Source organism: Neobacillus endophyticus (assembly GCF_013248975.1).
Lineage (GTDB): Bacteria > Bacillota > Bacilli > Bacillales > Cytobacillaceae > Neobacillus > Neobacillus endophyticus.
Window position 1 is genome coordinate 3,957,216 of record NZ_JABRWH010000001.1, and the last position, 23,802, is coordinate 3,981,017.

The following is a 23,802-nucleotide window of genomic DNA, read 5'->3' on the forward strand; positions in this document are numbered from 1 at the left end:
TTTCCTCCTGATTAATTATCATGTTTCTTCATATCCATACCGGACATATCGGACATAGATTTACTATCACCCATGTTGCTCATGTGATGATAATACTTACCACCGTTCTTATCTACGATACTTTCAAATAAACCATTCGGGTAAGAAGAGTAGCTTAATTCTTTTACTAGACTTGGTTTAGCCAATTTGTCATATCCTGCTTTTGTTAAGGCAGGAGAGTTTTTCTTAACGCCGTCTGCCCATTTGTTAAATTCATCTTGGGTTACAGCTTTTACTTTAAATTGCATATGAGCAAATCCTTTTCCTGTGAAGTTTGCTCCGGAGCCGAAATATGTTCCTGTTTTATCTGCTTGCAGCCATAGTCCCATGGACATACCAGGCATTGTATATTCTTGTCCGCCTAGTTGTGGAACCCAGAATGAATTCATTGGTGCATCAGAAGTTAAAATGAATTGAACTGGTACCCCAGCAGGGATCTCTGCGTAATTGACAGTTGCAACCTTTTTATCTGGATAGGTAAACATCCATTTCCAATCCATTGATGTAACTTGGACAACTACCGGTTTTACGTCTTTTACCGGTGGTTTAGTTAATGCTAATGTAGTCTTTGCTGTGAAAACACCAAGGACAGCAATAATAACAATCGGTATACCCCACCAAACTACTTCAAGAACTTTACTGTCATCCCATTCAGGTTGGTATGGTGCATTGTTACCTTGCTTATCACGATAGCGAATCGCGAAATACACAAAAATTGCTAAAACTGGAATGATAACAATTGCACAAAGTATGACAGAAATAATAATAAGATGCAGCTCTTGTTGGCCGACTGGTCCTTTCGGGTCGAGCACAATATATTTGCTATTGTCGCACCCGGATAAAAGCACCATACCCAATAAGGCTAAAAAGGAAAATTTAGCGAATTGGATCCCTTTACTCAAAGTGAGTTCCCCCTTCATACAAAATTAATTTTTTAATTTAGATACTATAATAATAGTAAAAAGCTATATAAATATAACAGAAATTAGGCATTTTGAATATAGATTTTTAATATAAATGTTAATTGTCACAAAATGTTCATTTTTGGATGTAAGTTATTCCCTTTCATTGGAATCGTTTACAAAATAATTTCTCAAGTTATTGCAACATAACGTAAAAAAAAGCTTGAGAATTTTCTCAAGCTTTTAGTTATTAACGAAGTAGGTTTTATTATTTTTCACAATGTACAATGTGTTGTTGTCAACGTATGCTTGTACATTATCGGAAAGAGGCGTTGACTTGCCAGTCTTCGTATTGTAATAAGAGTCCGTTTTAAGAATCGTAAGGCTGCCATCCTGATTAACCACAATATTGTTGGCATGAACAGGGGTAGGGAGGTCCTCAACTTTTTGTCGGTTTCCTTTTTCGTACACATATACAGATGATATTCTGCCTTCATCATTTAACAAGCCGTAATAAAAACTGTCGTCAAAAACGGCCAATGGCACGGCGTTATTTTTAAATTTGCTTGTAACGCCATCTTCTCGATCCCAAATATTATCATTTACATCTTGGTAGAACAATTCATTTTTTGTCGATAACATCATTGGTTTCATAATGTAATCGTGATTTAATTGCATGGCCGCCATATGTCCATTTGTATTAATGTGATACATTTTGGTTCGAACTTTGTTGCCGATTAAAATATAAACATCGTTAGTAAATGGGCTGTAAACAATGGATTTAAATGTAGAAGTACTGGAAACACCATCAAATGTTTCAATTGTTCTTTCTTGTTCAGATCCGACTTGAAATGTTTTTAAGATGAGGGTGCTGTTATCACCTTTCACTCCTATAAACAAACTGTCATTTCGAATCCATTTTAAATATATAATTTTTTCTTGTCCTGTTGTGGAATACAATTCCGATTGGTTTGATAAATTAACAATATGCAGTTCATTTTTATCATTAACATATGCTGCAAGTTGATGATTGTCCGATACGGCAATTTGATTAACATTTTCATTTGCCGCCAGGATTTCATTCTTTGATCCGCTATTTTTTTCATTGTTAATTAAACCATTTGTTTTATTTTCATTACCGGAAACGGTTGTAGCTGATCCTTTCAGCAAACTGTCGTAATGCCAGTATACACCTGTTTCAATTCCAGTGATGAGCAAAATACATAATAAAAAAATTCTCATAATCCCATCTCCTTATTCCGGCATAACCACAAAACTGGTGGCTACTTTTCTTTCTCCCAATACATCACTTGGCTGATTGAGCAATACTCCATCTTTCACCATTGTGGTTGAGGAACCCCCATCTAGATTTGCAGCATTGACAGCACCGTATTTAAGCATGAGATTCATTAAATCTTTCATGGATGCCCCAAGGTTATCTGCACCATGAATCAATCTTCCATCTGTTACGATCATAATGACTGTACCGTCTTCACGCTGGCCGATGGCTGATCTCGGAGCATATCCCCAGCCGCCGTCGCCATTGATGACACCTTCACCGTCTTTTACAAGAACCGGACCAAAGGTAACAGCTTGTGTAACATTATCATTGATTAAATCTTGCTTTGAGTATGTCCCAACAACTAAAACACCTTCATCGGTAAATCCAATAGTAGGAGCAGTTCCACCGTCTGTAAGAAATTTACCGTCCTGGATGGTATTTCCTAATGGGATTCCTCCGGTTCCGCGATAGGATACGTCACTGAATGAACCGCCATTGATTCCCGCAACAGCGTTAGCATCAGCTACCATTTCACTAACCGTTTCACCTACATCTCCCTTGTACTTTGTTACAGCTACCTTAATTCTTTTTGGATCATGAACGAGCATGATTTGTGCTGAAAAAGTAGATGAATGATATTCTTTCACTTCGATAGATGAATCATTGACATTTTTGTAGCTTACATTTATTGGTGAAGCTTTACCAGCAACATTATTCATTTGCGGCTTCGTTGCATCCAAAGAAACTGTCCATAATGACAGCGGCTCTATATATTGCGGGTGCATGGAAGTTGAAACAATACTAATCACATAATTTTTTAAATTGTTAAATGGACCATGGAAAACTAAAAATACACTGCTAACCCAGACATATATGAAGGTTAAAAGCACATAAAAAAAGAACTTTATGAACTTCAATAAGACTCACACCTTTTTTACTTTTTTTAAATTAGTAATTTTATAATCTTGCTCACTATATAATAAAATGTTCTGCGAAAAAAAGATAGTGGGAAATAGTTGGCTGCGAAAATATTTTCATAGCCATTAAAAACATATGATAACTGTCTTTAAGGCATTTGTCATGTTTAAAACTACTAAAATCCTTATTTTAGAATGATCTGATTTTACTTGCTCCATAGTAAAATCGATATAGGAAAACAGGAAGATAAATAGGTTTTTCTTTCCAGAACATTTAGTTTGATTAGGTACGGCAGGATTGAAAACTGCGTCAATATTAGCTTATAATTTTTTCAGTGAAATAAAAATGATGAAAGGTAGTACTGAAATGACATTGTACAATTCTATTCTAGATTTAATTGGAAATACACCAATTGTCAAGTTAAATCATTTACCGAACCCCAATGGCGCTTCCGTTTATATTAAATTGGAATCCTTTAATCCTGGAGGAAGTGTTAAAGACCGTGCAGCTTTTAATATGTTAAAAAAAGCAGAAGAAGAAGGAAAAATTGCACCAGGAAAAAGTGTTATTATTGAGCCGACAAGTGGAAATACCGGAATTGGTTTAGCAATGGTATGTGCGGCTAAAGGATACCGTTGTATTATTACAATGCCAAATAATGCAACAGAAGAAAGAGTGAAAATTTTAAAAGCATATGGTGCAGAAGTGTATCTAACACCGGCAGAGGAAGGCATGCGCGGGGCAATTAAAGAAGCATATCAATTGGCAGAAAATTTACCGAACTGCTTTATCCCCATGCAATTTGAGAATCCAGCCAATTCTGATGCTCATCGGGACACAACGGCCCTTGAAATTTATGAATCATTTCAAGGGAATTTGGATGCATTCATATGTACCGCTGGGACAGGCGGGACTGTAACTGGTACTGGGGAGATATTGAAAGAAAAAATCCCAAATTTAAAAATTTACGTTGTTGAACCAGCCGGATCACCTGTATTATCAGGAGGTAGACCTGGACCGCATAAAATTCCTGGTACTGGACCCGGTTTTATCCCGAAAATTTTAAATCGATCGATCTTTGATAAAATATTATTAATTGAAGATCATGACGCTCAAAATACTGCACGACGTTTAGCTGCAGAGGAGGGTATATTTGTGGGCGCATCAGGAGCAGCTTCCATTTATTATGCATTAGAAATAGCCAAAAACCTACCTGCTTCTGCTAACGTTTTAGGATTAGCACCTGATACAGGAGAAAGATACCTTTCTTCAGACTTATTTCCGATTTAAAAGTAAATGATTACCAAAAAGTTTAAATCCTGCAGTTTATCTGTGGGATTTTTTTATTTTGTCCAACTTTATTATTATTCATTTTATAACGTTTTAAGGATAAATCGGCCTCTTTTTAAAAAATATTGATAAACCAACATTTTTTAAAATAACTGCTGAATGTCGAGATAAATGAAGCCTGGGATTTAAACTAATTTACATGCAGCATACGAAAAAAATCTCAATAAGTGGAGGATATATGTATATTAATTAATAATAATCATTAATATACACAAAGTATTTGCATGAATTTTTATAGATATCTTCAAAAACTGGGTATCCTATGAGTGTTAACCATAATTGGAATGGTGAAAAAGAAAGGACAGATTATTATGGCGATATATGAATCCTATCAGCCCGGGCAGATTGTTTATGTGATCATTCGGAATCCACATGCACAGGATGTTGCCAATGTCCAACAAGCAGCAGTTGTTCAACATCCTGAAATGCCAGGTCAATTAGCATTATTCCTGTATGAAACATACTATCCATTAACGGATGAATTGGCAGTATATCTGACAGCATCAGAGGCTGAAAGTGCATATTATGAGGCATTTGGCTTCAGTGAATATGAGGGATATTATGGTTAAACCTTTTGTTCCACAGCTTGTTTATATAGAGCCACGCGCATTGGAATACCCATTAGGAAAAAAGCTCGTTTCTAAATTTGAAGAAATGGGGATTGAAATCAGACAAACAACATCACACAATCAAATACGTAATCTTCCAGGTGAAACAGACTTCCAGCGATATCGCATTGCAAAATCTACTTTAGTTGTTGGAGTAAGAAAGACATTAAAGTTCGATACTTCAAAGCCATCCGCAGAGTATGCTATTCCCTTTGTTACAGGTTGTATGGGTCATTGCCATTATTGTTATTTGCAAACAACAATGGGCAGTAAGCCATATATACGTACATATGTGAATATTGAGGAAATTTTTGATGCAGCGGAAAATTATATGAAGGAAAGAGCTCCTGAGGAGACCCGATTTGAAGCTTCTTGTACATCAGATGTGGTGGGAGTCGATCATTTAACACATACATTAAAACATGCTATAGAATTTTTCGGTCAAACAGAATATGGTAAACTTCGCTTTGTAACCAAATTTGCACATGTTGATCATTTACTGGATGCTAAACATAATGGACGAACACGATTCCGGTTTAGTATGAATGATGATTATATCATTAAAACGTTTGAACCAGGGACATCTCGACAACAAGAGAGAATAGAAGCAGCAGGGAAGGTGGCTGAAGCTGGGTATCCATTAGGCTTTATTATCGCACCAATTTATCTTCATGAAGGATGGAAGGAAGGTTACAAGGAAATGTTTGAAAAACTGGAGGCTGAGCTCCCTAATCCAGCTAAAAAAGATTTAACCTTCGAAATGATTCAGCATCGATTCACAAAACCGGCAAAAAACGTTATTCAAAAAAATTATCCCATGACAAAGTTGGAACTTGACGAATCAAAGAGAAAATGGAAATGGGGAAGATATGGGATCGGAAAATATGTGTATACTGATCAAGAACAGGAAGATATAAAAGATACACTTGGGACATATATCCACACCTATTTTCCAGAAGCCAAAATTGAGTATTTTACTTGAACACTTCTTTTAAATAAGAATGGGTTGATCAAGCAGGGATCGGATATAAAGTTATATTTAACAGTGGATAAGAGGAAAAAGAATAGAAAAAGGTCATAAATTTGGAATGACCTTTTTCTAAAATGGATATTATTTTTTACTTAATGGTTCGTTTTCCTCAGACATTTCCATTCCGTATGCAAACTTATTAGAAACATTGCTGTGTTTATGGTTCACCTCATTATGGGAACCCAAAAGCAATCTGTGAACGAGAACCTCTCCAGCCACTATAATGACAGCTGAAATAATACTTCCCCAAGCAATTTGCATATAATTATGCAATAGAACACTTCCAAATATCCAAACCACCATATAGGAAAGGAGAAAATCAGCAATTAAGGCATTTCCTTTTCCAATCCGCGGCAGTAAAATTCTGTCGCCTGCTAAATAAGAAACAACTGTCGTTAAAGCGCTGAACCAAACGACATCTGTCCATGATGCACGGAAGAATAAATCAAGCCCAACAGCATAGGCTACCAAACATGTCACAAATTTCAAAATCAAAGCAATTAGCTTAATCATTGTTCCACCTCCTCATCCTCCATTTTGGTCAATCCGATCAAAATCCATTCATCGCTTTTACTAAAAGGTGATGACCATAATAGGGATGAAGTGATAAAATTTAATAATTAAGGTAAAATTGGTTAAATAAACATGAAATAACATTCCATTAGGGAAAATAAAGGGAATGGGTAAAATGATTATATGTTTTAAAATTATTAAAAAGATTGAGGGAAATGAAGTTGAAAAGAAAATTTCAATATTGGCTCATCCAAATTCTGTTATTTTTATCGATTATTTATGTGTCTTCTAAGGTTGATTTCTTATTTCGTCCAATTGGCATTTTTATTTCAACTTTATTCTTTCCGATTATTATTGCAGGGTTTTTATTTTTTTTGTTAAATCCCGTGGTACAGTTCCTATATCGTAAAGGATTACCGAGAGCTGTTGCCATTCTGATTATTTATGTAGCAGCTGTAGGAATCATCGTTATTATTGCCGGAAACCTTGTTCCATATATAAGCAAGCAGTTTACCGCTCTTGCTGTAGCACTTCCTGAGTACGCCAATCGGACAGTGCAATATTTTAACCAATTAGCCCAAACATCGGAGTTTAAATGGGTGATCAATTCTCAGCAAAATCTAATTCAATCATTGGAATTAAAGGTGACAGGCCTTGCTAATACATTACCAGAGCGAATCACTTATAGTATTACAAATATAATTGGTGTAATTGCAAATATCGCGGTTATTCTTGCCACTGTTCCGTTTTTACTATTTTATATGTTAAAGGATGGGCATAAGTTTCCTCTCGCTTTATCGCGCTTTTTTCCGGCAGATTTAAGAGAGGAAGGCCTGACTATTTTGAAAGAGACAGGCGAAACACTTTCTACATATATACATGGGCAGATTGCTGTTGCGTTATCTGTTGGTACAATGGCATTTATAGGTTATCTCATTATTCATTTGCCATTCGCCTTAGTCATGGGATTAGCAATTGCAACTACTTATTTTATTCCGTATATTGGGTTGATTATTGGTGCAGTTCCGGCAATTATTGTCGCGTTCTTTGACTCACCAACAAAGGTCCTGTTAGTATTGGCCGTACTTATTGTTTCACAGCAAATTGAATCTAATTTATTATCACCGCTTATTCTCGGAAAAAGTCTTGATATTCATCCTGCTACGATTATTATTATTCTCTTAGCAGCAGGAAATCTTGCGGGTGTATTGGGAATGATCTTGGCTGTTCCATCTTATGCGGTAGGGAAAACCATAGTAATCTGTATTGTGAAATTTTTGAAGGTACGAAAACATGCCAACATTCCATAAACATCCTGTTGCAAAATTTTCTTTATATTTATAGGCAAACAATGACTTATGTTGATTTGGGACCAATGCTTCTGCATGGTTCTTTTTTTTATGCGCATAACTAATTATAGAAAGAATACCTTCACTTATGAAACGGGGGAGAGAATTTGAAGTGTCGTTCTTGCGAACATGAAAATCCGGATGGGACTAATTTCTGCATGAATTGCGGTCATGAGTTCTTTCAGCGTGAAAACTTCCATCATGAGAAATTCAGTATCTTTTACTGGTTTGCAGAAAAGGCAGATGGGCTTCCAAGAGAAAAACGTTCCGTTGACCCGAAACTTCGCAATATTTTCTCAAGGGTATTTCGAAAGCATACAGACACCGAAGCGGAGCGCCTTTTTATTGTAGGAACAGCTCTTACAACTCCAAAAATAGAAGAAGTAACTGATACATGGCCTAAACCCTGGTTATTTTCCAGAGTTTTTATCATCGCCATCATTGCATATATTGGATTGTATATAGGCGTAAGTATTTTCAATAATATTAATTTTGTCCCAGGGTTGATTGTTGTAGGTGCTTTTGCTGTTCCATTTACGACATTGATTTTCTTTTGGGAAATGAATGCACCACAAAATATCGCGATTTATAAAATTGTCTATGTAGTATTTATCGGGGGAATCATTGCTCTTTTGGTAGCATTGATTTTTTACGATATCCTTGGAAGAAATAATATCAATCCAATAACAATTGGAATTACAGAAGAATTGGCAAAAGTAATTGCCGTCATTTTCTTTGTTCGCAATATCAAGTACAGATATGTGCTAAATGGTCTTCTGATTGGAGCTGCCATCGGAGCTGGTTTTGCGGCATTTGAAACAGCGGGATATGCCTTAAGGTCCTTACTTTCCGGGAGTTTTCATTCTCTTTATTTCACGATTTTGTTCCGCAGTATTTTTGCTCCAGGCGGACATGTTGCATGGGCGGCTTTAACAGGTGCGGCCATTTGCATTGTGCAAGGGGAAAACCATTTTAATCTTAATATGCTGCTAAGACCAAAATTTATAGGTATTTTTTTCCTGGTTGTGGCAATGCATGCATTATGGGATTCTCCATTACACGGAATTTATCCTATCGGGCAAATCCTTCTGATGTCTGGTTCATGGTTTATCGTGTTCCTATTAATTCGATTCGGCCTAAAGGAAATTGCAAATAAGAAGTGGGAGTTAAGCCAACATCCAATGGAACCAAAACCGTCCTAAACAAGCTTTTGCAATAGTTGCCAGGAATTTAGTCGACGGTTCGGATTTTATCAAGAAAATCATTTGTGGCGAAGTAAAAGGGTTATATAAGCACAAAAAAGGATAGATTTAAGCAGAATTGTTTCTGTTTAATCTATCCTTTTCTTTTTACCTAATATGAAAAAATGGTTTATAAACCTGTTTGGGATTTTCCAGAAGCGTGACCATTTATAAAAGTAACCATTATCGAATTCGGGCCTGCATTTGCTGCAAAGGTATAAATGATCATCTCCTGATTCCCAGTTTGACCAACTGTTTCACTGGTTGATTTCCCCAGGAGTTTCTCCACTTCCTTTAGAGTCATGCCGCCTTTTCCTGTCATGGGTTCGCCAACCCTGACCTTATCGTATTCTTTTTTACCGGGTAAGGTTGAGGCGCTATGCTGTGGTATTTTTGACTCATTTGCAATATTGGAAACACCTTTAATAACACCAACAATAATAAATATCAAAACACAAGCTGAAACAACTAACATTAGTAATTTAATTAATTTACCCATTTTAAATCCCCTTAGCAATCTTGATCTCATTTTTTAATAATCATTTTTTTATTTTATCAATAAAATAAGTGATATTCAAAATAAAAAGGACGATATAAAGATAGTTCTCTTCATAATTGATATCAGTCATAACATAATTTATATATAATAAGTTGGCTATTTCAATTAAACTGTAAAAAAGGCCTAATTTTCATTCTATTATGAATGTAGTGTTTTTCAAAATGCCTTTGGGGAGGAGACGAGATGGAAGAAAAGAAAGTGACTTGGTTAGAGCTTTTTGAAGATCTGCTGTTTGTAGCGGCAGTTTCTACGGCCACACGTGTTTTATTTCATGTAGAAGGTGGAAATATTCCTTTTGAATATCTAATGAAATTTATCTTGATATTTATTCCCATCTGGTGGGCTTGGACTGGACAAACGATGTTCACTAACAGGTTTGGCCAAGATCTTTTGCATCAGCGAATGTTCATGATCACACAAATGTTCTTTGTTTTGATTATGATTTCGAGCTTATCAGTGGATTTTAATCAGTATTATCTTCCTTTTCTGATCGGGTATGTTGGATTAAGATCGCTAACAGCGATACAGTATCTCGTTGTCCAACGTCTGGAGCAAGGCGAGGCAAAAATAGTATCGAAATTCTTAGGAACCTACTTTTGGATAGGAATTTTCATTTCGTTTCTCTCGATCTTCTTTTATACATGGGTTCGATATATGGTGCTGTACACTGGAATACTTGTTGACATGTTTATTCCTATATTTGGTCGAATACACCTAGCAAAATTTCCAACCCATACAGCTCATTTATTAGAGCGTTATTCTCTATTGACCTTGATTCTTTTTGGAGAATCAGTTGTTAACATCATTTCTGTGCTCGAGCCACAGAAAGGGAAATGGGATTCCATATTATTTTCTATTTGTTCATTCATCGTCATAGTCGCAATGTGGTGGCAGTATTTTGATAATGTGGAAAAGAGGGTGAATAAATCGGTTAAAGGGACAGGACAAACCATCGTATATGGACACTTATTAATCCTTATGTCTTTGAGCAGCATTGCTGCGTCGATTAAGCTCATGTTTTTAAAAGAATTGAATTACTCATTTATGCTATATTTCATTTTCGGTTCTGTGCTGCTTTATTTCATTGCGACCACCATTGTGTTTCATCAATATAGGCAAATACAACACCGCTTGAAACTGTATCATTTAGGAGGATTTCTTGCCATTTTAACTGCCTTTTTTTCCATTAATCTCATAATAGTAATGCCAAATATCGTGATTATGGGAGAACTGGCACTTTTTTTTAGTATTTACGCCAAAGTCACAACTATTTAATCGGTTGAAAAATATAAATTACAGATAGGTTTGGAACGAAAACCTGTGAATTGCATATCTCTCGTTTTGCTTGAAAATGAAAAGGGAGGGCATTTTATCCTCAGATTCATAGACATTTCCATCTGTATTCTGATAGAATAATCAGAAAAATATCGAGGTGGAATTAATTGAAAAAGAAATTAGGATGTTTACACGCTCATTATTCGAATATAGATTATATCGAAAATGCACTTTCCTCTTATGATATTGAATTACTTCATTTTGTTGACCCTGGATTAATGAATCGAGTTACATCCGATGAGAACTTCAAATCAGCTGATGCACAAAAGAAAGTTAAAGATCAAATAGAGTGGATTTCCCAATGTCATGTGGACGCCATTCTTGTTACTTGTACAAACTATATTGCTATTTTACAGGAAGACCAACTTTCTATATCGGTGCCAATTATAAAAATTGATGAACCCTACTTTGAATACATAAGTAATATAAATGAACCGCAGATCATTCTATTTACAAATCCAGCGACTGTAAAAGGAACTATGGAACGACTGAATCAATATGTTTATAACAATCAAAAGCCTGTAGATTTAGAGGTTATGGTTTTAGACAATGCTTTTGACTTATTAATGCAAGGACAAATAGTAGAATACAATCAAGAACTCTATAATTTTCTAAATCAAATCATTAGAAATGAAAATAAAGTCATTTCTGTTGCTCAATTATCAATGGTCGATGCATCCAAGCAAATTGAAAATCAAACATCAAGGACTATTATAAATCCATTGAATCCATTAATATCTGCTATTGTCAAACAATTGTCTGGAAGTTGAAAAGTTGTAGAATCAAAGATGGATATACGCTGAAACAGCGTACCAAAATGATGGGGAAGAATATTAGAAGGGTATAATTCAAGCCTAGGTATTCCTAGGCTTTTTTGTTTGGAAAATTATCATTCATACAACTTTTAATCCATTTCTGTAAAATCAACGTTTCTCTGATTCCATTCTTGTAAGGCAATGCATAAAAGTTGACCTGAATATGAGGGGTTGAAAAAGTGAACTTGAATGAAAAAAAGAAAATGTGTGTCTGTAGCAAAGATTTCCCATAAAAAATAGAAGTAACTGAAAACGGGGGTTTACTTTTTTTGGCTTCTAGGACAAACGGACAAGCGTTTGTCATTTTTTTTCATAAATTTATAATGCATCATTCTATGAAAAAAGGGGCTGAAATAATAATTGCCATATCAATATCAACGAAGTCCTTTTCATTCGTCAAGACAAGTTATAATGTATCAAGATTGTCATATTTGGGGAGCCAGAGATTTAGGATTTGATGGCATCCAATGGGGAGAACCTGTGTATGCGGTAGAGGCCGGGACTTTAGTATTTGTTTACGGAGATTCCACATGTTTTAGCACTCAACCAGATCCCGATTTTCCCAATAGCAATAGGGTAATACCTAGACAATGCTCTGATGCTAATGGTATAGCGATTTTAGGCGACGATGGGTTCTTCACTGAGTATATTCATGTTGACCCTGTTCCTGGTTTACAAGCACGACTGTGCAAAAGAATTCAAGCGGGAGAATTAATTGGACACGTGGGACAATCGGGATATACAACAGGACCTCATGTTCATTTTGCCCGATATATCCCTAAATCTTCCTATCGATGCAGCAGCGCGGGCAGTGGTGATAGTAGTTATCGGGGAAATCCAATGGGAACGAATGCAACTTGCAACTGGACGATGGTTGGTATATATCCGGAAAACTTTTCTTCGGTCAATTGGGTGCAGCAAAATGGAAAAAATTACGGTTATAATAATGGCGTACTCTCGAAAGGATGGATTTTTGATCGGAGTCGCGGACCTGTCGGGCGCTGGTACCTTCAAGATGATACTGGAGCCTGGACAGGGTGGTTGTGGGAACAAGGGAGCTATTACTACCAATTTCCAAACGGTTCGATTGCTTCAGGATGGCAGTACATTGGTGGTCAGTGGTGGTATTTTGACCCTAATAATGGTAATTCACTGGCAAGCAACACCTACGATTAGTGGGGTGCTACAAGGTTCCCTCGTGGTGCGTACTTTTTTAGAACAAATTCTTTTTATAGCCGCCTCGATTCCACTTCGCCTATTTTATCTCGCAAATGCTCATTTTTGCAAAAAAATCGGGAATTACCATATAAGTGTACAAGCAGATCTTCTCTATCTAAATATTTATAAATTTATTCCAATCCTATTTCACTTTCGTTTCCCCTCTCAACTTTTTGAGAGGGATTTTTTTAAAAAATTGTATATTTGCTTATCAGTCATTTGTACAAGCCATATCACCCCAGTCTGAATAATTATAAGTAAATAACAAGGCTGTTAAATAACAGAATTGTTATAACATTCAAACGGAGGTGAAGAATAATGTCAAATTTTAAATGGTCTGAATCAGCATGGAACAATAAGAAAGACTACTATACTGGACAAGCACCAATGGGTCCTACTGCAGCTACACCTTCGGCTCCATCAGCAATGACTCCATCAGCTGCTGCTCCGTCAGCTGCTGGTCCATCACCTGCTGGTCCATCACCTGCTGGTCCGTCAGCTGCAAATATGACAAATAGCAATTACAATGTTTGTAACTGCGGGGATCCTGCAAGTGACCGTGATCGTGGCCGCGACCGTGACCGTGACCGTGACCGTGACCGTGACAGAAGCAGCAGACGTCGCCGCTCAGGAAGTCGCTCAGGACGCCGTTCCTGACATTTTGGCATTTCAATTCATTAACGATGGTAGTGGATTTTAATTTCACTCCAAAGAAGGAATGTGCAACATCGTGACATTCCTTCTTTATTTATTGACGCTTATTTGTTATCGATATCAAAGAAAGCTAATAATGACATTGTAAAAGGATATAAATTATACGGATTGCTTACATAACTTGTCCCTAACAAAGAGAAAGAATATCTAATATTAATGGGGGGAAACATGGTGTTCTCGCGGTACGTACAAACTGTGAATAAATTCTTATGATAGGTTGCCTCGATTCTACTTCACCTATTATTCCTCGAAAAAACTCATTTTTGCAAAAAAATAGGGAATTACCGTATAAGTGTACGAGTATTTCTTCTCTATCTAAATATTTATAAATTTACTCCAATCCTTTCCCCTCTCTCCTTTGTGAAAAGGGCTCTTTTTAAAAAATTGTATATTTGCTTATCAGCCATTTGTACAAGCCATATGACCTCGATCAGAATAATTATAAGTAAATAACAAGGCTGTTAAATAGCAGAATTGTTATAATACTCAAACAGAGGTGAAGAATAATGTCAAATTTTAAATGGTCTGGATCAGCATGGAACAATAAGAAAGACTACTATACTGGACAAGCACCAATGGGACCTACTGCAGCTACACCTTCGGCTCCATCAGCAATGGCTCCATCAGCAATGGCCCCATCAGCAGCTGCTCCATCACCTGCGGGTCCGTCAGCTGCAAATATGACAAATAGCAATTACAATGTTTGCAACTGCGGGGATCCTGCAAGTGACCGTGATCGTGGCCGCGACCGCGACAGAGGGAGCAGACGTCGTCGCTCAGGAGAACGTCGTTCAGGACGCCGTTCCTAACATTTTGGGATTTCAATTCTAAAGATGATAGTTGGATTTTACTTTCACTCCAAAGAAGGAATGTGCAACATCGTGACATTCCTTCTTTGTTTACTGGCGCTTATTTGTTATCGATATCGAAGAAAGCTAATGATGGCATTGGTCAAAAAATATAAATTGTATGGATTGCTTACAAAACTTTCCCTTATCAAAGAGATAGATTTTGGCTAATAAGAATATTTCTAGTTGAAAGGAAGTGATTTTTTGAACGGTTTTACTAGAGGAAACGATGGACGTTTATACTATTACGTTAATGGGCAACCTTGGAGGGGAAGGCTGGATCTAACCTATCAAACTGGTTATTGGTGGTACTTCGACAATAGTACTGGAGCTTGGACAGGATGGATATGGAGTGGAACCTATGGCTGGTATTATTGGAATGGTAGTCAATGGATTCATTATGGATAAAAAATTTATTACCAATGGGTTGGAGATCATTGGGTAACGTTCTTCTATAAACATCACAAGTATTTGAAAAGTAAATATAAATAAATGCATGGACAAAGATTTCAATCAATGTGCGAAGATAAAGAATGCAGAAAAAGGGCAAACATTTGATCTGAACCCCAAATTTAGACACGGGAAATAAGACCGCTGCTGGGCATGAGTTTGGTATTGAACTGGACTCATGCTTTTTAATTTTGCTTTAATTAGCATGTGATTATAATAGTGAACATAAATCTCTAATTCTTGTTTTAAAATGCTTCATACTCTCAAATTCTTTAAGGTTATGAAATTTAGACTTTAATAAGCCTAAGAAATTCTCCATTACTGCGATATCTAAGCAATTTTCCATACGAGACATAATCTATTTAAGTGAGTTTTTACAGCCTGAATTTTAAATTCAGATGTGTATTTAATTTAAAAAAGCACCTCCCAATTTAAGACAGTGTCTAAATTGGGAGGTGCAGTTCAATTTGCACTCTTCTTTTATTGACTAGACTCATCCCCCTGAATGTTATACATACCCCACCTACCCCGTGATACAAAGGAAGATAAAAAGCAAAAATAAAAGTTTGCTTTTAAATAAGCGTAATTGGTGGGCTTGCTAACTTATATCGGGTTGAGAGGTTTATACATCTTGAAATCAAAGTCATCCTACGATAGAAGAGGTAAATTCTAATTCTATCGTCCTGAGCGACGTCCCCCTGAGCGACGACGTCTGCTGCCTCTGTCACGGTCGCTGTTAGGATCTCCGCAGTTACAAACATTGTAATTGCTATTTGTCATATTTGCACCCGAAGGAGATACAGATGGAGGTGTTGAAGGTCCCATTGCTGGTTGACAGCCGGAATCGCCTGAACTACCTTGATTCCATACTGCATCAGACCAACTAAAATTATTATTAGCCAATATTGTTCACCTACTTTGTTAAAAAACTCAGTCTTTAAAGAAAGACTTGTTATTCACTTATAATTATTCAGACGGGGAAGAAATGGCTTGTACAAATGACTTGATTATAAATGATTTATTTTGCATATTATTCAAATTTATTAATCATTTAATTCGTTCTTCATATTGCCGCAATAATGGCTTCACGATATAAAATGTACTCATTGTTTCCACAACTTGTCCCTTTCAAAATGAATCTTTTAGCATTTACTATATTATGAGTATATTTCTAGTTGAAAGGAAGTGTTAATTGTATGTGGTCCTACTACAATGGATATTATTACTATTACGAAAACGGCACTTGGACAGGCTTGGCATGGAGCGATGGAACCTATTATTTATACGATGGTACCTTCTGGTACTATTGGGTACCTGCTTATCAAATATGGAATTTAATTGGATGAGAGATTGGAAGATTAGTAACTATAGTTATGAATAAAAAAATTCAAAGGAGTGAGTAAGATTGAGTAGACGCGATAAACAACCTTCTGCTCAGAAAGCGAAACGGCTATTAGAACAGTTAGGGAAACTATCGAATAACCAGCAGCCACAGCAGATGCAACTGAAACAGCCACCCAAAAAGAATAATTCATCAAAATAGCGAGCGGACGATGATGCCTCTCTTTAACTTTTAAAGAATATCAATAGGCAGCTGAAACCCTATTAGTTGGTTCTGTCAGCCCGATGGGGCAGGAAGGACATCGAAATCAACAGTGAATGGTTGACGGTCGGCGATAGAATTGACGAAAACAAAGAAAAAAGTGAACCCCAAAAAAGAATGTGCCGTTGTTGCACATTCTTTTTTGTTTAAAAATCGATAGCACAAGCAAACAAAAAATAGAGGGGAAGATAGCTTTGTACTAGGAAAAAATGTACTGGTTACTTATATAACTTGTCCCTATCAAAATGAAATCTTTTAGCATTTACTATATTACGAAGTATATTTCTATTTGAAAGGAGGTGATTTTATGTGGTCCTACCTCAATGGAGTTTACTACTATTATGAGAACGGAGTTTGGACTGGGCTTGCATGGAATGGACAATTTTGGTACTATGATGCATCTACAAATACTTGGTATTACTGGAACGATTATTATCAAGTATGGGTCCGCCAAGGGGCATTTATTTAAACGAAAAGGGAATCTATCAGTTAAACCTGTAATACTCTATTAAATTTGCCAAGTATATGTCAATCCCCCAAAGTCTTAGGATCATCCGTTGCATGCATCGGATCCTGCCATTAGACATCTCCATTAGAAAGCTTAAGTACACTTGTACGAGCATGGCACGGTTTATTTGTGAGTTCCTTTATAATCGGGGTAATATCACATGTCCATTAAGCTAAGGCATATCATTACCCTAAAACAAAAAAACGCTATTCTTTCTATCAAAGATCAAGGAAAGGATGGCGTTTTTTGTTTGTGCTATAGTTTAAAGATTGTCCTTTTTCTAGGAATCGCAGTTATATTTGGCCCCACAAGCTTTACAACACCTGAACCTGACGAAGTTTTTCTTCTTGAGGAAATGACTAAAGGGGGAGGGAATTTAAAAAGGCTTAAAAGATAGTTGCAATTAATCGCTCTAAATATTAACTTAAAGTCAAATTCTTTTTCCGTAAGGTCTTCAATATCGATGATGTAATAAAAAATGACAGGTATGAATAACACCTGCCATTTTTTATTACAAAGTGCAGTAAAACTTGGCTGATGATAATAGCTGCAATCAACAGAATAGTAAATCAACAATAAACTTTATTAAAACCTATTTTAAAAAAGGTATGATTCAAAATCTAAATAGCAAATGAATCATATGATTTAAGAAGGTAGCGTTCTATACATTTAGCTAATCCATCATTTTCGTGGTGCCCTGTAACAAAATCAGCTGCAGTTTTAACTTTTTGGCTTGCATTACCCATTGCTACACCAATACCAACATGACGAAGCATCTCTATATCATTAGGACCGTCTCCAACCGCTGCGGCTTCATTTGGACTTATTCGAAATTCGTTAAGTAAGTTTTTTATAGCAGACCATTTGGAAACATTAGGAGCAATGATCTCAAACCCGTCATTCCAATCGATGACTTCACCTTCTTTTTTAAACAAAGAGGATAATTCCGGTATTGGTGCACCAGTTCGAACACTATATTTAAGAACGTCCTGATAATTTGCCTGTCTTAAATCGCCAATATACCTTGGCGGAGTTTGCCCAACTTTTGTCCAATAATCGATTTCTTCATTTGTTTCCTTACAATAAAGTCCATTTGCTGTATGGATCAAAACATTACATGGACTTTCAGCAGTTAGATGGTGAAATCGTTCTTCGTTCAATTGGATGGTTTTCATTTGCAAAATGTTTCCAGACACTGAATCGTGAATGGCAGCACCATTCAAACAGATCATCGGAGTTTGTAATCCAATTTCTTTATGGTAGGGAGCGGTTACTTCATAGTGTCGACCTGTGGCAAGAAAAACCTTAACTCCCCGTTGAATGAGTTGATTAATAGCTTCGATATTTCGACTGGAAATATCGTTTGAGGCTTTAAGTAGTGTACCATCCATATCAATAAATATTGCACGCACATTCATTTTACTGCCTCCTCACTTGTAGCTGTACCAATCATATCATTTGAATATTAAATCCAAGTAAACAAAATGTATAGATTCATTAAAGATTATCTTGAATCAGAAACACGTGCCTATTTTCTCATGATTAGAAAGATGAAAATAAGGAATGTGGGAGTTGTTAAAATATTTAAAAGTTCGGTATGGAAATGATCCAATAGGAACAAAATGCCGAATACAAAAATTAAACGCGTGTTTCCTTTTCTGGAGAGGTGCTGGCAGTATTGAATCCCATTTTCAAAAATTTCTAAAATGAATGATTTTTTGTTTGCGAAACAAATGGAAATAAGTTACAATCGTTTTTAGTTAGATAATCTAATTAAATGAAAGGTGATGGCATGTCAAAAAAAATATCAAATGAGGCCAATTCGTATCAACAGTTACCCAAACTAGGAATTGCTCCATATTTAGAACTAATGGACAAAACAGCAGCAAAAGAAGTGGATCGTAAAGCAGCTTACATGGGATTGCTAATGTTATGGCTGAGTGACAATGTCCTGGATGTTGTAGACATGAACTTATCTGAGTTTAATATTACCGAGAGCAAACTGGATTTGTTGTTGCTGCTTTTGCTGCATACAGAAAGAAAGCAAATTACCCCATCTGCTATTGCTGACAGGCTTGGCATTAGGCGTGCTTCCGCGACAGCTATGTTGGATTGGCTGGAAAAAAGAAAGTGGATTGTACGACAAAAAAACAGCAAAGATGGCCGTATGATCCATGTCAGTCTATCACATGAAGGGGAGGCATTGGTTGACAATTTACTCCCAACTTTTTGGGGGACTTGTGCCTCGCTTTTAAATGACTTGGATATGGAGGAACAAAAAGTATTTGAAAAAATCTTGATTAAATTGAATGAGAGTATCGAGAATCGGTTAGGGGTGGGAAGATAAAATTTTTTTGAACAAGTAATTAGATTGTCTAATTACAATTGTTTATCTTTGTTAATTTTTATTGTTCTATAAAAATTCATAGAAAGAGGTGTCTTATGACTTCAACTCTTAAAGAAAAAAACTACTCATTGATGACAGCTATTTTATGTTGGTCTGGTATGGTAGTCATGTCTAGTTTGTATGTAACTATTCCGTTGATCCCCTTGTTTGCCAACCACTTTAGCATTTCACCTATACAAGCATCTGCAGCGGGAAGTATTTTTTCATTAGGTTTTGCAATTGGTTGTCTGATTTACGGAGCACTATCTGACAAATACGGCCGGAAACAAATCATTTTTATCGGGATAGGAGTATTGGCAGTCATTTCTTTAGTTCTTGGGATGGTTGAAAGTTTCACTTGGATGATTGTCCTAAGGGGAATACAAGGATTTGCAGCGGCCTCTTTTTCTCCCGTTGCACTTGCCTATGCAGTAGAAATGGTCCCTCCTGAAAAAAGAGTTATGACGCTCGGGTTTATTAGTACGGGATTTTTGGTTGCCGGAATCGTTGGGCAGGTTGTCAGTGCCTTTATGAGTGTACACTACGGCTGGAACACTGTATTTTTCCTTTTAGCTGGTGTATATACCTTAACCGCATTTTTGATCCTTCGATTTTTGCCAAAGGGAAAACCTTCACAGACACCATCTTCGATCGGGGAACCATTTAAGCAAATTGGCGTGGTATTTTCGCAAAAAAACCTTGTGCTATGCTATATTGTGGCATTGGTCTTGCTCATGTCTTTTGTCAGTATGTACACGGTATTGGGCAATTACTTGATCGGGTCACATTTTGGCCTAAATAAGGAACAAATTCTTTATGTTCGTTCTATTGGTGTATTAGGAATACTGCTTTCTCCTTTATCAGGAAGAATCTCTAAACAATTTGGTGTTAGAGCGGTTCTGCGCGGGGGATTGCTTATGGCGATAGTAGGGCTTGCTTCCATGGGGATGATTTCAAACTTGGCCTTGCTAATTTTTATGAGTTTGATTTTTGTAACAGGTATTGCGATTTCTGTACCTGCACTTGTCACTCTTGTAGGACAAATAGGAGGCAAGACACGCGGAATTGCGGTTTCGATGTATACATTTGTTCTGTTTGCAGGAACAAGTTTAGCGCCTATTATTTCAATTCGATTTATGAAAATGGGCAGCTACATGTTAACTTTTGTTTTGCTGGCTCTGGTCCTAAGTGTGGGCTTATTTGCTGCGGTGCTTATTCGTAGTGAATGGTCTGATAAATATGGAAACGAAGAAAAGGGCGAAAAAACATCACAAATGATTCGGGGAAATTCTCAATGGTAAAAGGCCCAAGACAATGGTTGAAAAATATCGTAGAATGACTAGTTAGAAAGAAATGCATTGAATGACCAACGTTATTGTTATCCCAACAATAAAAAAGTACATCACTAATTATTGGATGTACCTTTTTATTGTATTTCACAAAAAATGAAGAGTTCTTTATCATGGATAATCATATTATTATCGATAAGTAGGTGATCAAATCCATTTCTTTTTCTTAAAATAAACCACCATAACTAAAGTTACGACAATTAATAAAATCCATACATATAAATATCCAAAATTCCAATTATACTCAGGAATTCCCTTAATGTTCATTCCGTATAAGCCTACGATAAATGACAAAGGTAAAAAAATGGTACTCCAAATGGTCAAAATTTTCATGATTTCATTCATCCGATCGCCCTTCATGGATATTTGCATATCGAGTAGACCAGTTAATGAATCACGAAACATATCAATCGAATCGATTACTCTTGAAATATGATCAAATAAATCAACGAAATAAACATCTGCTTCTTCAATGGTATAAGGGAATTTTTGGTGACTAATGGCACCTAAAACCGTCCGTTCATCAACAAATATTTTTCTTAGAACATGAGTCGATCTTTTCAGTTTAAAAACATCATGGGCAATGGAAGAGTAAGGGTTTTTATGAATTGCTTCTTCCCATTCTTCGATCTTATCCTCCAAATGGTCTATAACGAGCATATATTCATCCACACAATGATCCATTATATAATATAAAATTTTGGCAGGATACTCCATTTTTCCCTCGATTTGTTTAAATTGCTCGTACAGCTGATCTAAAACCGGTATATCTTGTTTATAGATGGATACAACATAATTTGGACCTATAACCAATGCAATTTCTACTGGCGTATGCTCTTGATCAATCGCAAAAAAACTTATAAAGATATGATCTTTATAAATGTCCATTTTGGGGCGTTGATTCAGCTTGATACAATCTTCTACAACAAGAGGATGGCAATTTAGTAAATCCGAAAGAACATGTTTGACCTCTGTTTGTTCAGGGTTGCGAAGACGAATCCATGCCACCTCCTGATCAGTCGGCTTTCGAATTTTCTCCGCAGTTGTTTTTTTCAAAGTAGGGTTAAAAACTAGCATTATGGAACTCCTCTCAAAAAGTCACTATCCATATTATACGGAACTTTTGAAAAAAGAAATAATGCTTTACTCTGAAAGCTCTTTAGATGTATCTTGTTTGTTTCGGACGATCTTATCCATTTTTATAGGCTCGAATTTGGATCATCCTTTTTTAAAACGTTTATTCGTTTTTTAGATTGAATAAAACTTATAAAGCAAAGGAATGACATTGGAGCACAGTACCAAACAAAGATAAAACCTCCGTTGTAATAGAAAGGTAGATAAGCAACAGATACACCAAATAAAACAAACGATAAAATTAAGTAGATACCAATGCATAGATGATAAAAGCTATATTGCGCAATGCTCGTCATCTCCTTTTTCAAGAGAAGATTTAGATTTCGATCAGTTTGATAAAAAAGGAATAAAGAGATTAGTAGGAAAAATGCGTAGAATGGAAGTGAATAAATATAGAGAGATACACCTAATACGCAGAAATAGAAGCTTAAGCAAAAGAAAACTCCAGAAAAAAATAATGGCGTCAGAAATTTATAAACGTTTCCATTTTGATCTAGTGGTTTCAAATACATCCCCCTTTTATCCAGCCTTGTCTTATTAATCCATCTTATGCACAAAAAATTTGAATTATGTGGGACAAAATAACTTTAAGACATCAATAGGCTGGATATCTAAAGGAAAGAGGGAGGCAACCCTGAAGTATAATTACTTTTTAAATAGAAGAAACACGATTAAATAAAATGTCCAGCCGGCGATTTTAAAAATACTTACGGCTGGACATTAGAAAGTCCATAATGGCTGGATTTCCTTAAATTAAATCTAAATGATTTGAATCGAGTCGCAACTTTTCTGGGCTTCATTGGATATTATTCATTCATCATTTTAAAAAACATATATGTTGATACCCCCATAGCTGCTATAAACAAACCAACATCAGCAACAGTATACCAATAATATGGATCCATAGTATCACCCTTCTTCAGCTAATCGATGAAATGACTGAACCAATGTATAACAAGTTGAGAACCCAGCTTCTATTATATTTTGAAGCTGGGTTTAGTTTTAGAATTTACTTCTCCAAACACATTTACGTTAGTAATTAATAGCAGTAATTTCATCATTCCTTTTTTAAGAGATATATTAATGAAGCGATTCATGTTCACTTATTAAAATGATGTTTAAAAATCGATGTTGAATAGACGATTTAGTGAAAATTCCAACCATTTTCTATTTTGGATATCCTGTTTCCATAAAAAGCGATTTTTGTTCTGGCGTAATATGGAATAAAACATGGGAATAGAGGAAACCTTAAAATTAATTCAAATAGCAGGGAAGGTATGTATATGACGAGAATGACCAAGACATTAATCTTTGTAGAAGTTTTAATTGGAATTTTATTTTTGTTTTATGAGTTTTTCACAGGACAACCATGGGCGAGTGATGGAGTTCCATGGACAATGGAGGGGAATTTCCATTTTAATATAGCTCTTGGTTTTTTTACCGCAGCAGGATTCACACTAATATTGGGTGGAGTAATTGGATCAATTGGCAGGAGAAATCATTCAAAGGAATGAACTCTTCTTCCCAGAGCTGTCACACTGGCAGCTTTTCTTTTGTGAAAACTGTCCAGGTTAGTAGTAAAAGCGAAAGAGGCAAGGTTATCGATTTTTTGTTGTTCACTGGTTGTGTGTCTTCATAATGACAATGAAAA

General features: G+C 36.1%; 26 protein-coding genes and 1 pseudogene. 17 read left to right on the forward strand and 10 right to left on the reverse strand.

The genetic code is table 11. The features are described 5' to 3' along the window. Positions 1-11 precede the first annotated feature (11 nt). From HPT25_RS19465 to HPT25_RS19475, 3 genes are all read right to left on the reverse strand, one after another. Complete coding sequence (locus tag HPT25_RS19465) at positions 12-941, reverse strand: ubiquinol oxidase subunit II (protein WP_246277236.1); 930 nt, start codon at positions 939-941, stop codon at positions 12-14. Between the two features lie 243 nt (positions 942-1,184). Then, complete coding sequence (locus tag HPT25_RS19470; protein ID WP_173067999.1) at positions 1,185-2,183, reverse strand: hypothetical protein; 999 nt, start codon at positions 2,181-2,183, stop codon at positions 1,185-1,187. Between the two features lie 12 nt (positions 2,184-2,195). Beyond that, positions 2,196-3,032 carry a phosphodiester glycosidase family protein gene (locus HPT25_RS19475; protein WP_217269766.1) on the reverse strand — a complete coding sequence of 279 codons (837 nt, stop codon included), beginning with the start codon at positions 3,030-3,032 and terminating at the stop codon, positions 2,196-2,198. Positions 3,033-3,507: 475 nt separating this feature from the next. Between HPT25_RS19475 and cysK the strand changes: the two genes are divergently transcribed. The 3 genes from cysK (at position 3,508) to splB (ending at position 6,081) form a co-directional block, all read left to right on the forward strand. After that, positions 3,508-4,431: a cysteine synthase A gene (cysK, locus tag HPT25_RS19480; RefSeq protein ID WP_173068005.1), complete on the forward strand. Its 924-nt coding sequence runs from the start codon at positions 3,508-3,510 to the stop codon at positions 4,429-4,431. A 371-nt stretch (positions 4,432-4,802) separates the two neighbouring features. Next, on the forward strand, positions 4,803-5,060 hold the full coding sequence (locus tag HPT25_RS19485) for a transcriptional regulator SplA domain-containing protein (RefSeq protein ID WP_173071291.1): 258 nt from the start codon (positions 4,803-4,805) through the stop codon (positions 5,058-5,060). Next, positions 5,053-6,081 carry a spore photoproduct lyase gene (gene splB, locus HPT25_RS19490; RefSeq protein WP_173068008.1) on the forward strand — a complete coding sequence of 343 codons (1,029 nt, stop codon included), beginning with the start codon at positions 5,053-5,055 and terminating at the stop codon, positions 6,079-6,081. Before HPT25_RS19485 ends, splB begins: the two co-directional genes overlap by 8 nt. Before the next feature lie 129 nt (positions 6,082-6,210). Here splB and HPT25_RS19495 read toward each other — a convergent pair whose 3' ends face one another. Beyond that, the gene (locus tag HPT25_RS19495; RefSeq protein WP_173068011.1) at positions 6,211-6,642 is read right to left on the reverse strand and encodes a YndM family protein; all 432 of its coding nucleotides are present in this window, start codon (positions 6,640-6,642) and stop codon (positions 6,211-6,213) included. Between the two features lie 221 nt (positions 6,643-6,863). Here HPT25_RS19495 and HPT25_RS19500 point away from each other — a divergent pair, with 221 nt between their 5' ends. Together HPT25_RS19500 and HPT25_RS19505 are read left to right on the forward strand one after the other, a co-directional pair. Beyond that, positions 6,864-7,952 (forward strand): AI-2E family transporter, encoded by a 1,089-nt coding sequence (locus tag HPT25_RS19500; RefSeq protein WP_246277237.1) that lies wholly within the window; start codon positions 6,864-6,866, stop codon positions 7,950-7,952. A 146-nt stretch (positions 7,953-8,098) separates the two neighbouring features. Continuing rightward, positions 8,099-9,193, forward strand: coding sequence for a PrsW family glutamic-type intramembrane protease (locus HPT25_RS19505; protein ID WP_173068017.1), 1,095 nt, complete (start codon positions 8,099-8,101; stop codon positions 9,191-9,193). A gap of 169 nt (positions 9,194-9,362) precedes the next feature. Here the strand turns inward: HPT25_RS19505 and HPT25_RS19510 are convergent, their stop codons facing one another. Continuing rightward, entirely contained in the window at positions 9,363-9,731 is a 369-nt protein-coding gene (locus HPT25_RS19510) for a hypothetical protein (protein ID WP_173068020.1), read from the reverse strand. A gap of 243 nt (positions 9,732-9,974) precedes the next feature. On the opposite strand from HPT25_RS19510, the gene HPT25_RS19515 reads away from it, so the two are divergent. The 6 genes from HPT25_RS19515 (at position 9,975) to HPT25_RS19540 (ending at position 15,129) form a co-directional block, all read left to right on the forward strand. Further along, positions 9,975-11,066, forward strand: coding sequence for a low temperature requirement protein A (locus HPT25_RS19515; RefSeq protein WP_173068023.1), 1,092 nt, complete (start codon positions 9,975-9,977; stop codon positions 11,064-11,066). 167 nt (positions 11,067-11,233) lie between these two features. Then, entirely contained in the window at positions 11,234-11,896 is a 663-nt protein-coding gene (locus HPT25_RS19520; protein WP_173068026.1) for a hypothetical protein, read from the forward strand. Positions 11,897-12,352: 456 nt separating this feature from the next. Then, positions 12,353-13,117, forward strand: coding sequence for a M23 family metallopeptidase (locus tag HPT25_RS19525; protein ID WP_173068029.1), 765 nt, complete (start codon positions 12,353-12,355; stop codon positions 13,115-13,117). A gap of 360 nt (positions 13,118-13,477) precedes the next feature. Next, complete coding sequence (locus HPT25_RS19530; RefSeq protein ID WP_173068032.1) at positions 13,478-13,816, forward strand: hypothetical protein; 339 nt, start codon at positions 13,478-13,480, stop codon at positions 13,814-13,816. 563 nt (positions 13,817-14,379) lie between these two features. After that, on the forward strand, positions 14,380-14,682 hold the full coding sequence (locus tag HPT25_RS19535; protein WP_173068035.1) for a hypothetical protein: 303 nt from the start codon (positions 14,380-14,382) through the stop codon (positions 14,680-14,682). A 243-nt stretch (positions 14,683-14,925) separates the two neighbouring features. Then, positions 14,926-15,129, forward strand: coding sequence for a hypothetical protein (locus tag HPT25_RS19540; protein ID WP_173068038.1), 204 nt, complete (start codon positions 14,926-14,928; stop codon positions 15,127-15,129). Positions 15,130-15,315: 186 nt separating this feature from the next. On the opposite strand, the pseudogene HPT25_RS19545 reads toward HPT25_RS19540, so the two are convergent. Both HPT25_RS19545 and HPT25_RS19550 read right to left on the reverse strand, forming a co-directional pair. Then, a pseudogene (locus HPT25_RS19545) lies at positions 15,316-15,526 on the reverse strand (IS3 family transposase); the annotation flags it as partial. 320 nt (positions 15,527-15,846) lie between these two features. Continuing rightward, positions 15,847-16,074 carry a hypothetical protein gene (locus HPT25_RS19550; protein WP_173068041.1) on the reverse strand — a complete coding sequence of 76 codons (228 nt, stop codon included), beginning with the start codon at positions 16,072-16,074 and terminating at the stop codon, positions 15,847-15,849. A gap of 309 nt (positions 16,075-16,383) precedes the next feature. On the opposite strand from HPT25_RS19550, the gene HPT25_RS29100 reads away from it, so the two are divergent. The 3 genes from HPT25_RS29100 (at position 16,384) to HPT25_RS19560 (ending at position 17,243) form a co-directional block, all read left to right on the forward strand. Next, positions 16,384-16,509: a hypothetical protein gene (locus tag HPT25_RS29100; protein ID WP_281368219.1), complete on the forward strand. Its 126-nt coding sequence runs from the start codon at positions 16,384-16,386 to the stop codon at positions 16,507-16,509. Between the two features lie 67 nt (positions 16,510-16,576). Next, on the forward strand, positions 16,577-16,714 hold the full coding sequence (locus HPT25_RS19555) for a hypothetical protein (protein WP_173068044.1): 138 nt from the start codon (positions 16,577-16,579) through the stop codon (positions 16,712-16,714). Between the two features lie 367 nt (positions 16,715-17,081). Continuing rightward, a complete protein-coding gene (locus tag HPT25_RS19560) occupies positions 17,082-17,243 on the forward strand; it encodes a hypothetical protein (RefSeq protein ID WP_173068047.1) in 162 nt (53 codons plus the stop codon). 294 nt (positions 17,244-17,537) lie between these two features. On the opposite strand, the gene HPT25_RS28430 is transcribed toward HPT25_RS19560, so the two are convergent. Together HPT25_RS28430 and HPT25_RS19565 are read right to left on the reverse strand one after the other, a co-directional pair. Then, on the reverse strand, positions 17,538-17,855 hold the full coding sequence (locus tag HPT25_RS28430; RefSeq protein WP_217269767.1) for a hypothetical protein: 318 nt from the start codon (positions 17,853-17,855) through the stop codon (positions 17,538-17,540). Between the two features lie 47 nt (positions 17,856-17,902). Next, positions 17,903-18,700, reverse strand: coding sequence for an HAD family hydrolase (locus HPT25_RS19565; RefSeq protein ID WP_173068050.1), 798 nt, complete (start codon positions 18,698-18,700; stop codon positions 17,903-17,905). Positions 18,701-19,074: 374 nt separating this feature from the next. Here HPT25_RS19565 and HPT25_RS19570 point away from each other — a divergent pair, with 374 nt between their 5' ends. Beyond that, on the forward strand, positions 19,075-19,629 hold the full coding sequence (locus HPT25_RS19570) for a MarR family winged helix-turn-helix transcriptional regulator (protein WP_173068053.1): 555 nt from the start codon (positions 19,075-19,077) through the stop codon (positions 19,627-19,629). Positions 19,630-19,724: 95 nt separating this feature from the next. Next, complete coding sequence (locus HPT25_RS19575; protein WP_246277238.1) at positions 19,725-20,969, forward strand: MFS transporter; 1,245 nt, start codon at positions 19,725-19,727, stop codon at positions 20,967-20,969. Between the two features lie 195 nt (positions 20,970-21,164). Here HPT25_RS19575 and corA read toward each other — a convergent pair whose 3' ends face one another. Then, positions 21,165-22,094 (reverse strand): magnesium/cobalt transporter CorA, encoded by a 930-nt coding sequence (gene corA, locus HPT25_RS19580; protein WP_173068056.1) that lies wholly within the window; start codon positions 22,092-22,094, stop codon positions 21,165-21,167. Between the two features lie 1,340 nt (positions 22,095-23,434). Here corA and HPT25_RS19585 point away from each other — a divergent pair. Next, positions 23,435-23,665: a hypothetical protein gene (locus HPT25_RS19585; protein ID WP_173068058.1), complete on the forward strand. Its 231-nt coding sequence runs from the start codon at positions 23,435-23,437 to the stop codon at positions 23,663-23,665. Positions 23,666-23,802 lie beyond the last annotated feature (137 nt).

Bases quoted from the DNA above. Each gene is read 5' to 3' on its own strand.
- HPT25_RS19470 (WP_173067999.1), bottom strand. From the start codon at position 2,183: ATGAGAATTTTTTTATTATGTATTTTGCTCATCACTGGAATTGAAACA.
- cysK (WP_173068005.1), top strand. From the start codon at position 3,508: ATGACATTGTACAATTCTATTCTAGATTTAATTGGAAATACACCAATT.
- HPT25_RS19485 (WP_173071291.1), top strand. From the start codon at position 4,803: ATGGCGATATATGAATCCTATCAGCCCGGGCAGATTGTTTATGTGATC.
- splB (WP_173068008.1), top strand. From the start codon at position 5,053: ATGGTTAAACCTTTTGTTCCACAGCTTGTTTATATAGAGCCACGCGCA.
- HPT25_RS19495 (WP_173068011.1), bottom strand. From the start codon at position 6,642: ATGATTAAGCTAATTGCTTTGATTTTGAAATTTGTGACATGTTTGGTA.
- HPT25_RS19510 (WP_173068020.1), bottom strand. From the start codon at position 9,731: ATGGGTAAATTAATTAAATTACTAATGTTAGTTGTTTCAGCTTGTGTT.
- HPT25_RS19515 (WP_173068023.1), top strand. From the start codon at position 9,975: ATGGAAGAAAAGAAAGTGACTTGGTTAGAGCTTTTTGAAGATCTGCTG.
- HPT25_RS19525 (WP_173068029.1), top strand. From the start codon at position 12,353: ATGTATCAAGATTGTCATATTTGGGGAGCCAGAGATTTAGGATTTGAT.
- HPT25_RS19530 (WP_173068032.1), top strand. From the start codon at position 13,478: ATGTCAAATTTTAAATGGTCTGAATCAGCATGGAACAATAAGAAAGAC.
- HPT25_RS19535 (WP_173068035.1), top strand. From the start codon at position 14,380: ATGTCAAATTTTAAATGGTCTGGATCAGCATGGAACAATAAGAAAGAC.
- HPT25_RS29100 (WP_281368219.1), top strand. From the start codon at position 16,384: ATGGATATTATTACTATTACGAAAACGGCACTTGGACAGGCTTGGCAT.
- HPT25_RS19560 (WP_173068047.1), top strand. From the start codon at position 17,082: ATGTGGTCCTACCTCAATGGAGTTTACTACTATTATGAGAACGGAGTT.
- HPT25_RS19565 (WP_173068050.1), bottom strand. From the start codon at position 18,700: ATGAATGTGCGTGCAATATTTATTGATATGGATGGTACACTACTTAAA.
- HPT25_RS19570 (WP_173068053.1), top strand. From the start codon at position 19,075: ATGTCAAAAAAAATATCAAATGAGGCCAATTCGTATCAACAGTTACCC.
- HPT25_RS19575 (WP_246277238.1), top strand. From the start codon at position 19,725: ATGACTTCAACTCTTAAAGAAAAAAACTACTCATTGATGACAGCTATT.
- corA (WP_173068056.1), bottom strand. From the start codon at position 22,094: ATGCTAGTTTTTAACCCTACTTTGAAAAAAACAACTGCGGAGAAAATT.
- HPT25_RS19585 (WP_173068058.1), top strand. From the start codon at position 23,435: ATGACGAGAATGACCAAGACATTAATCTTTGTAGAAGTTTTAATTGGA.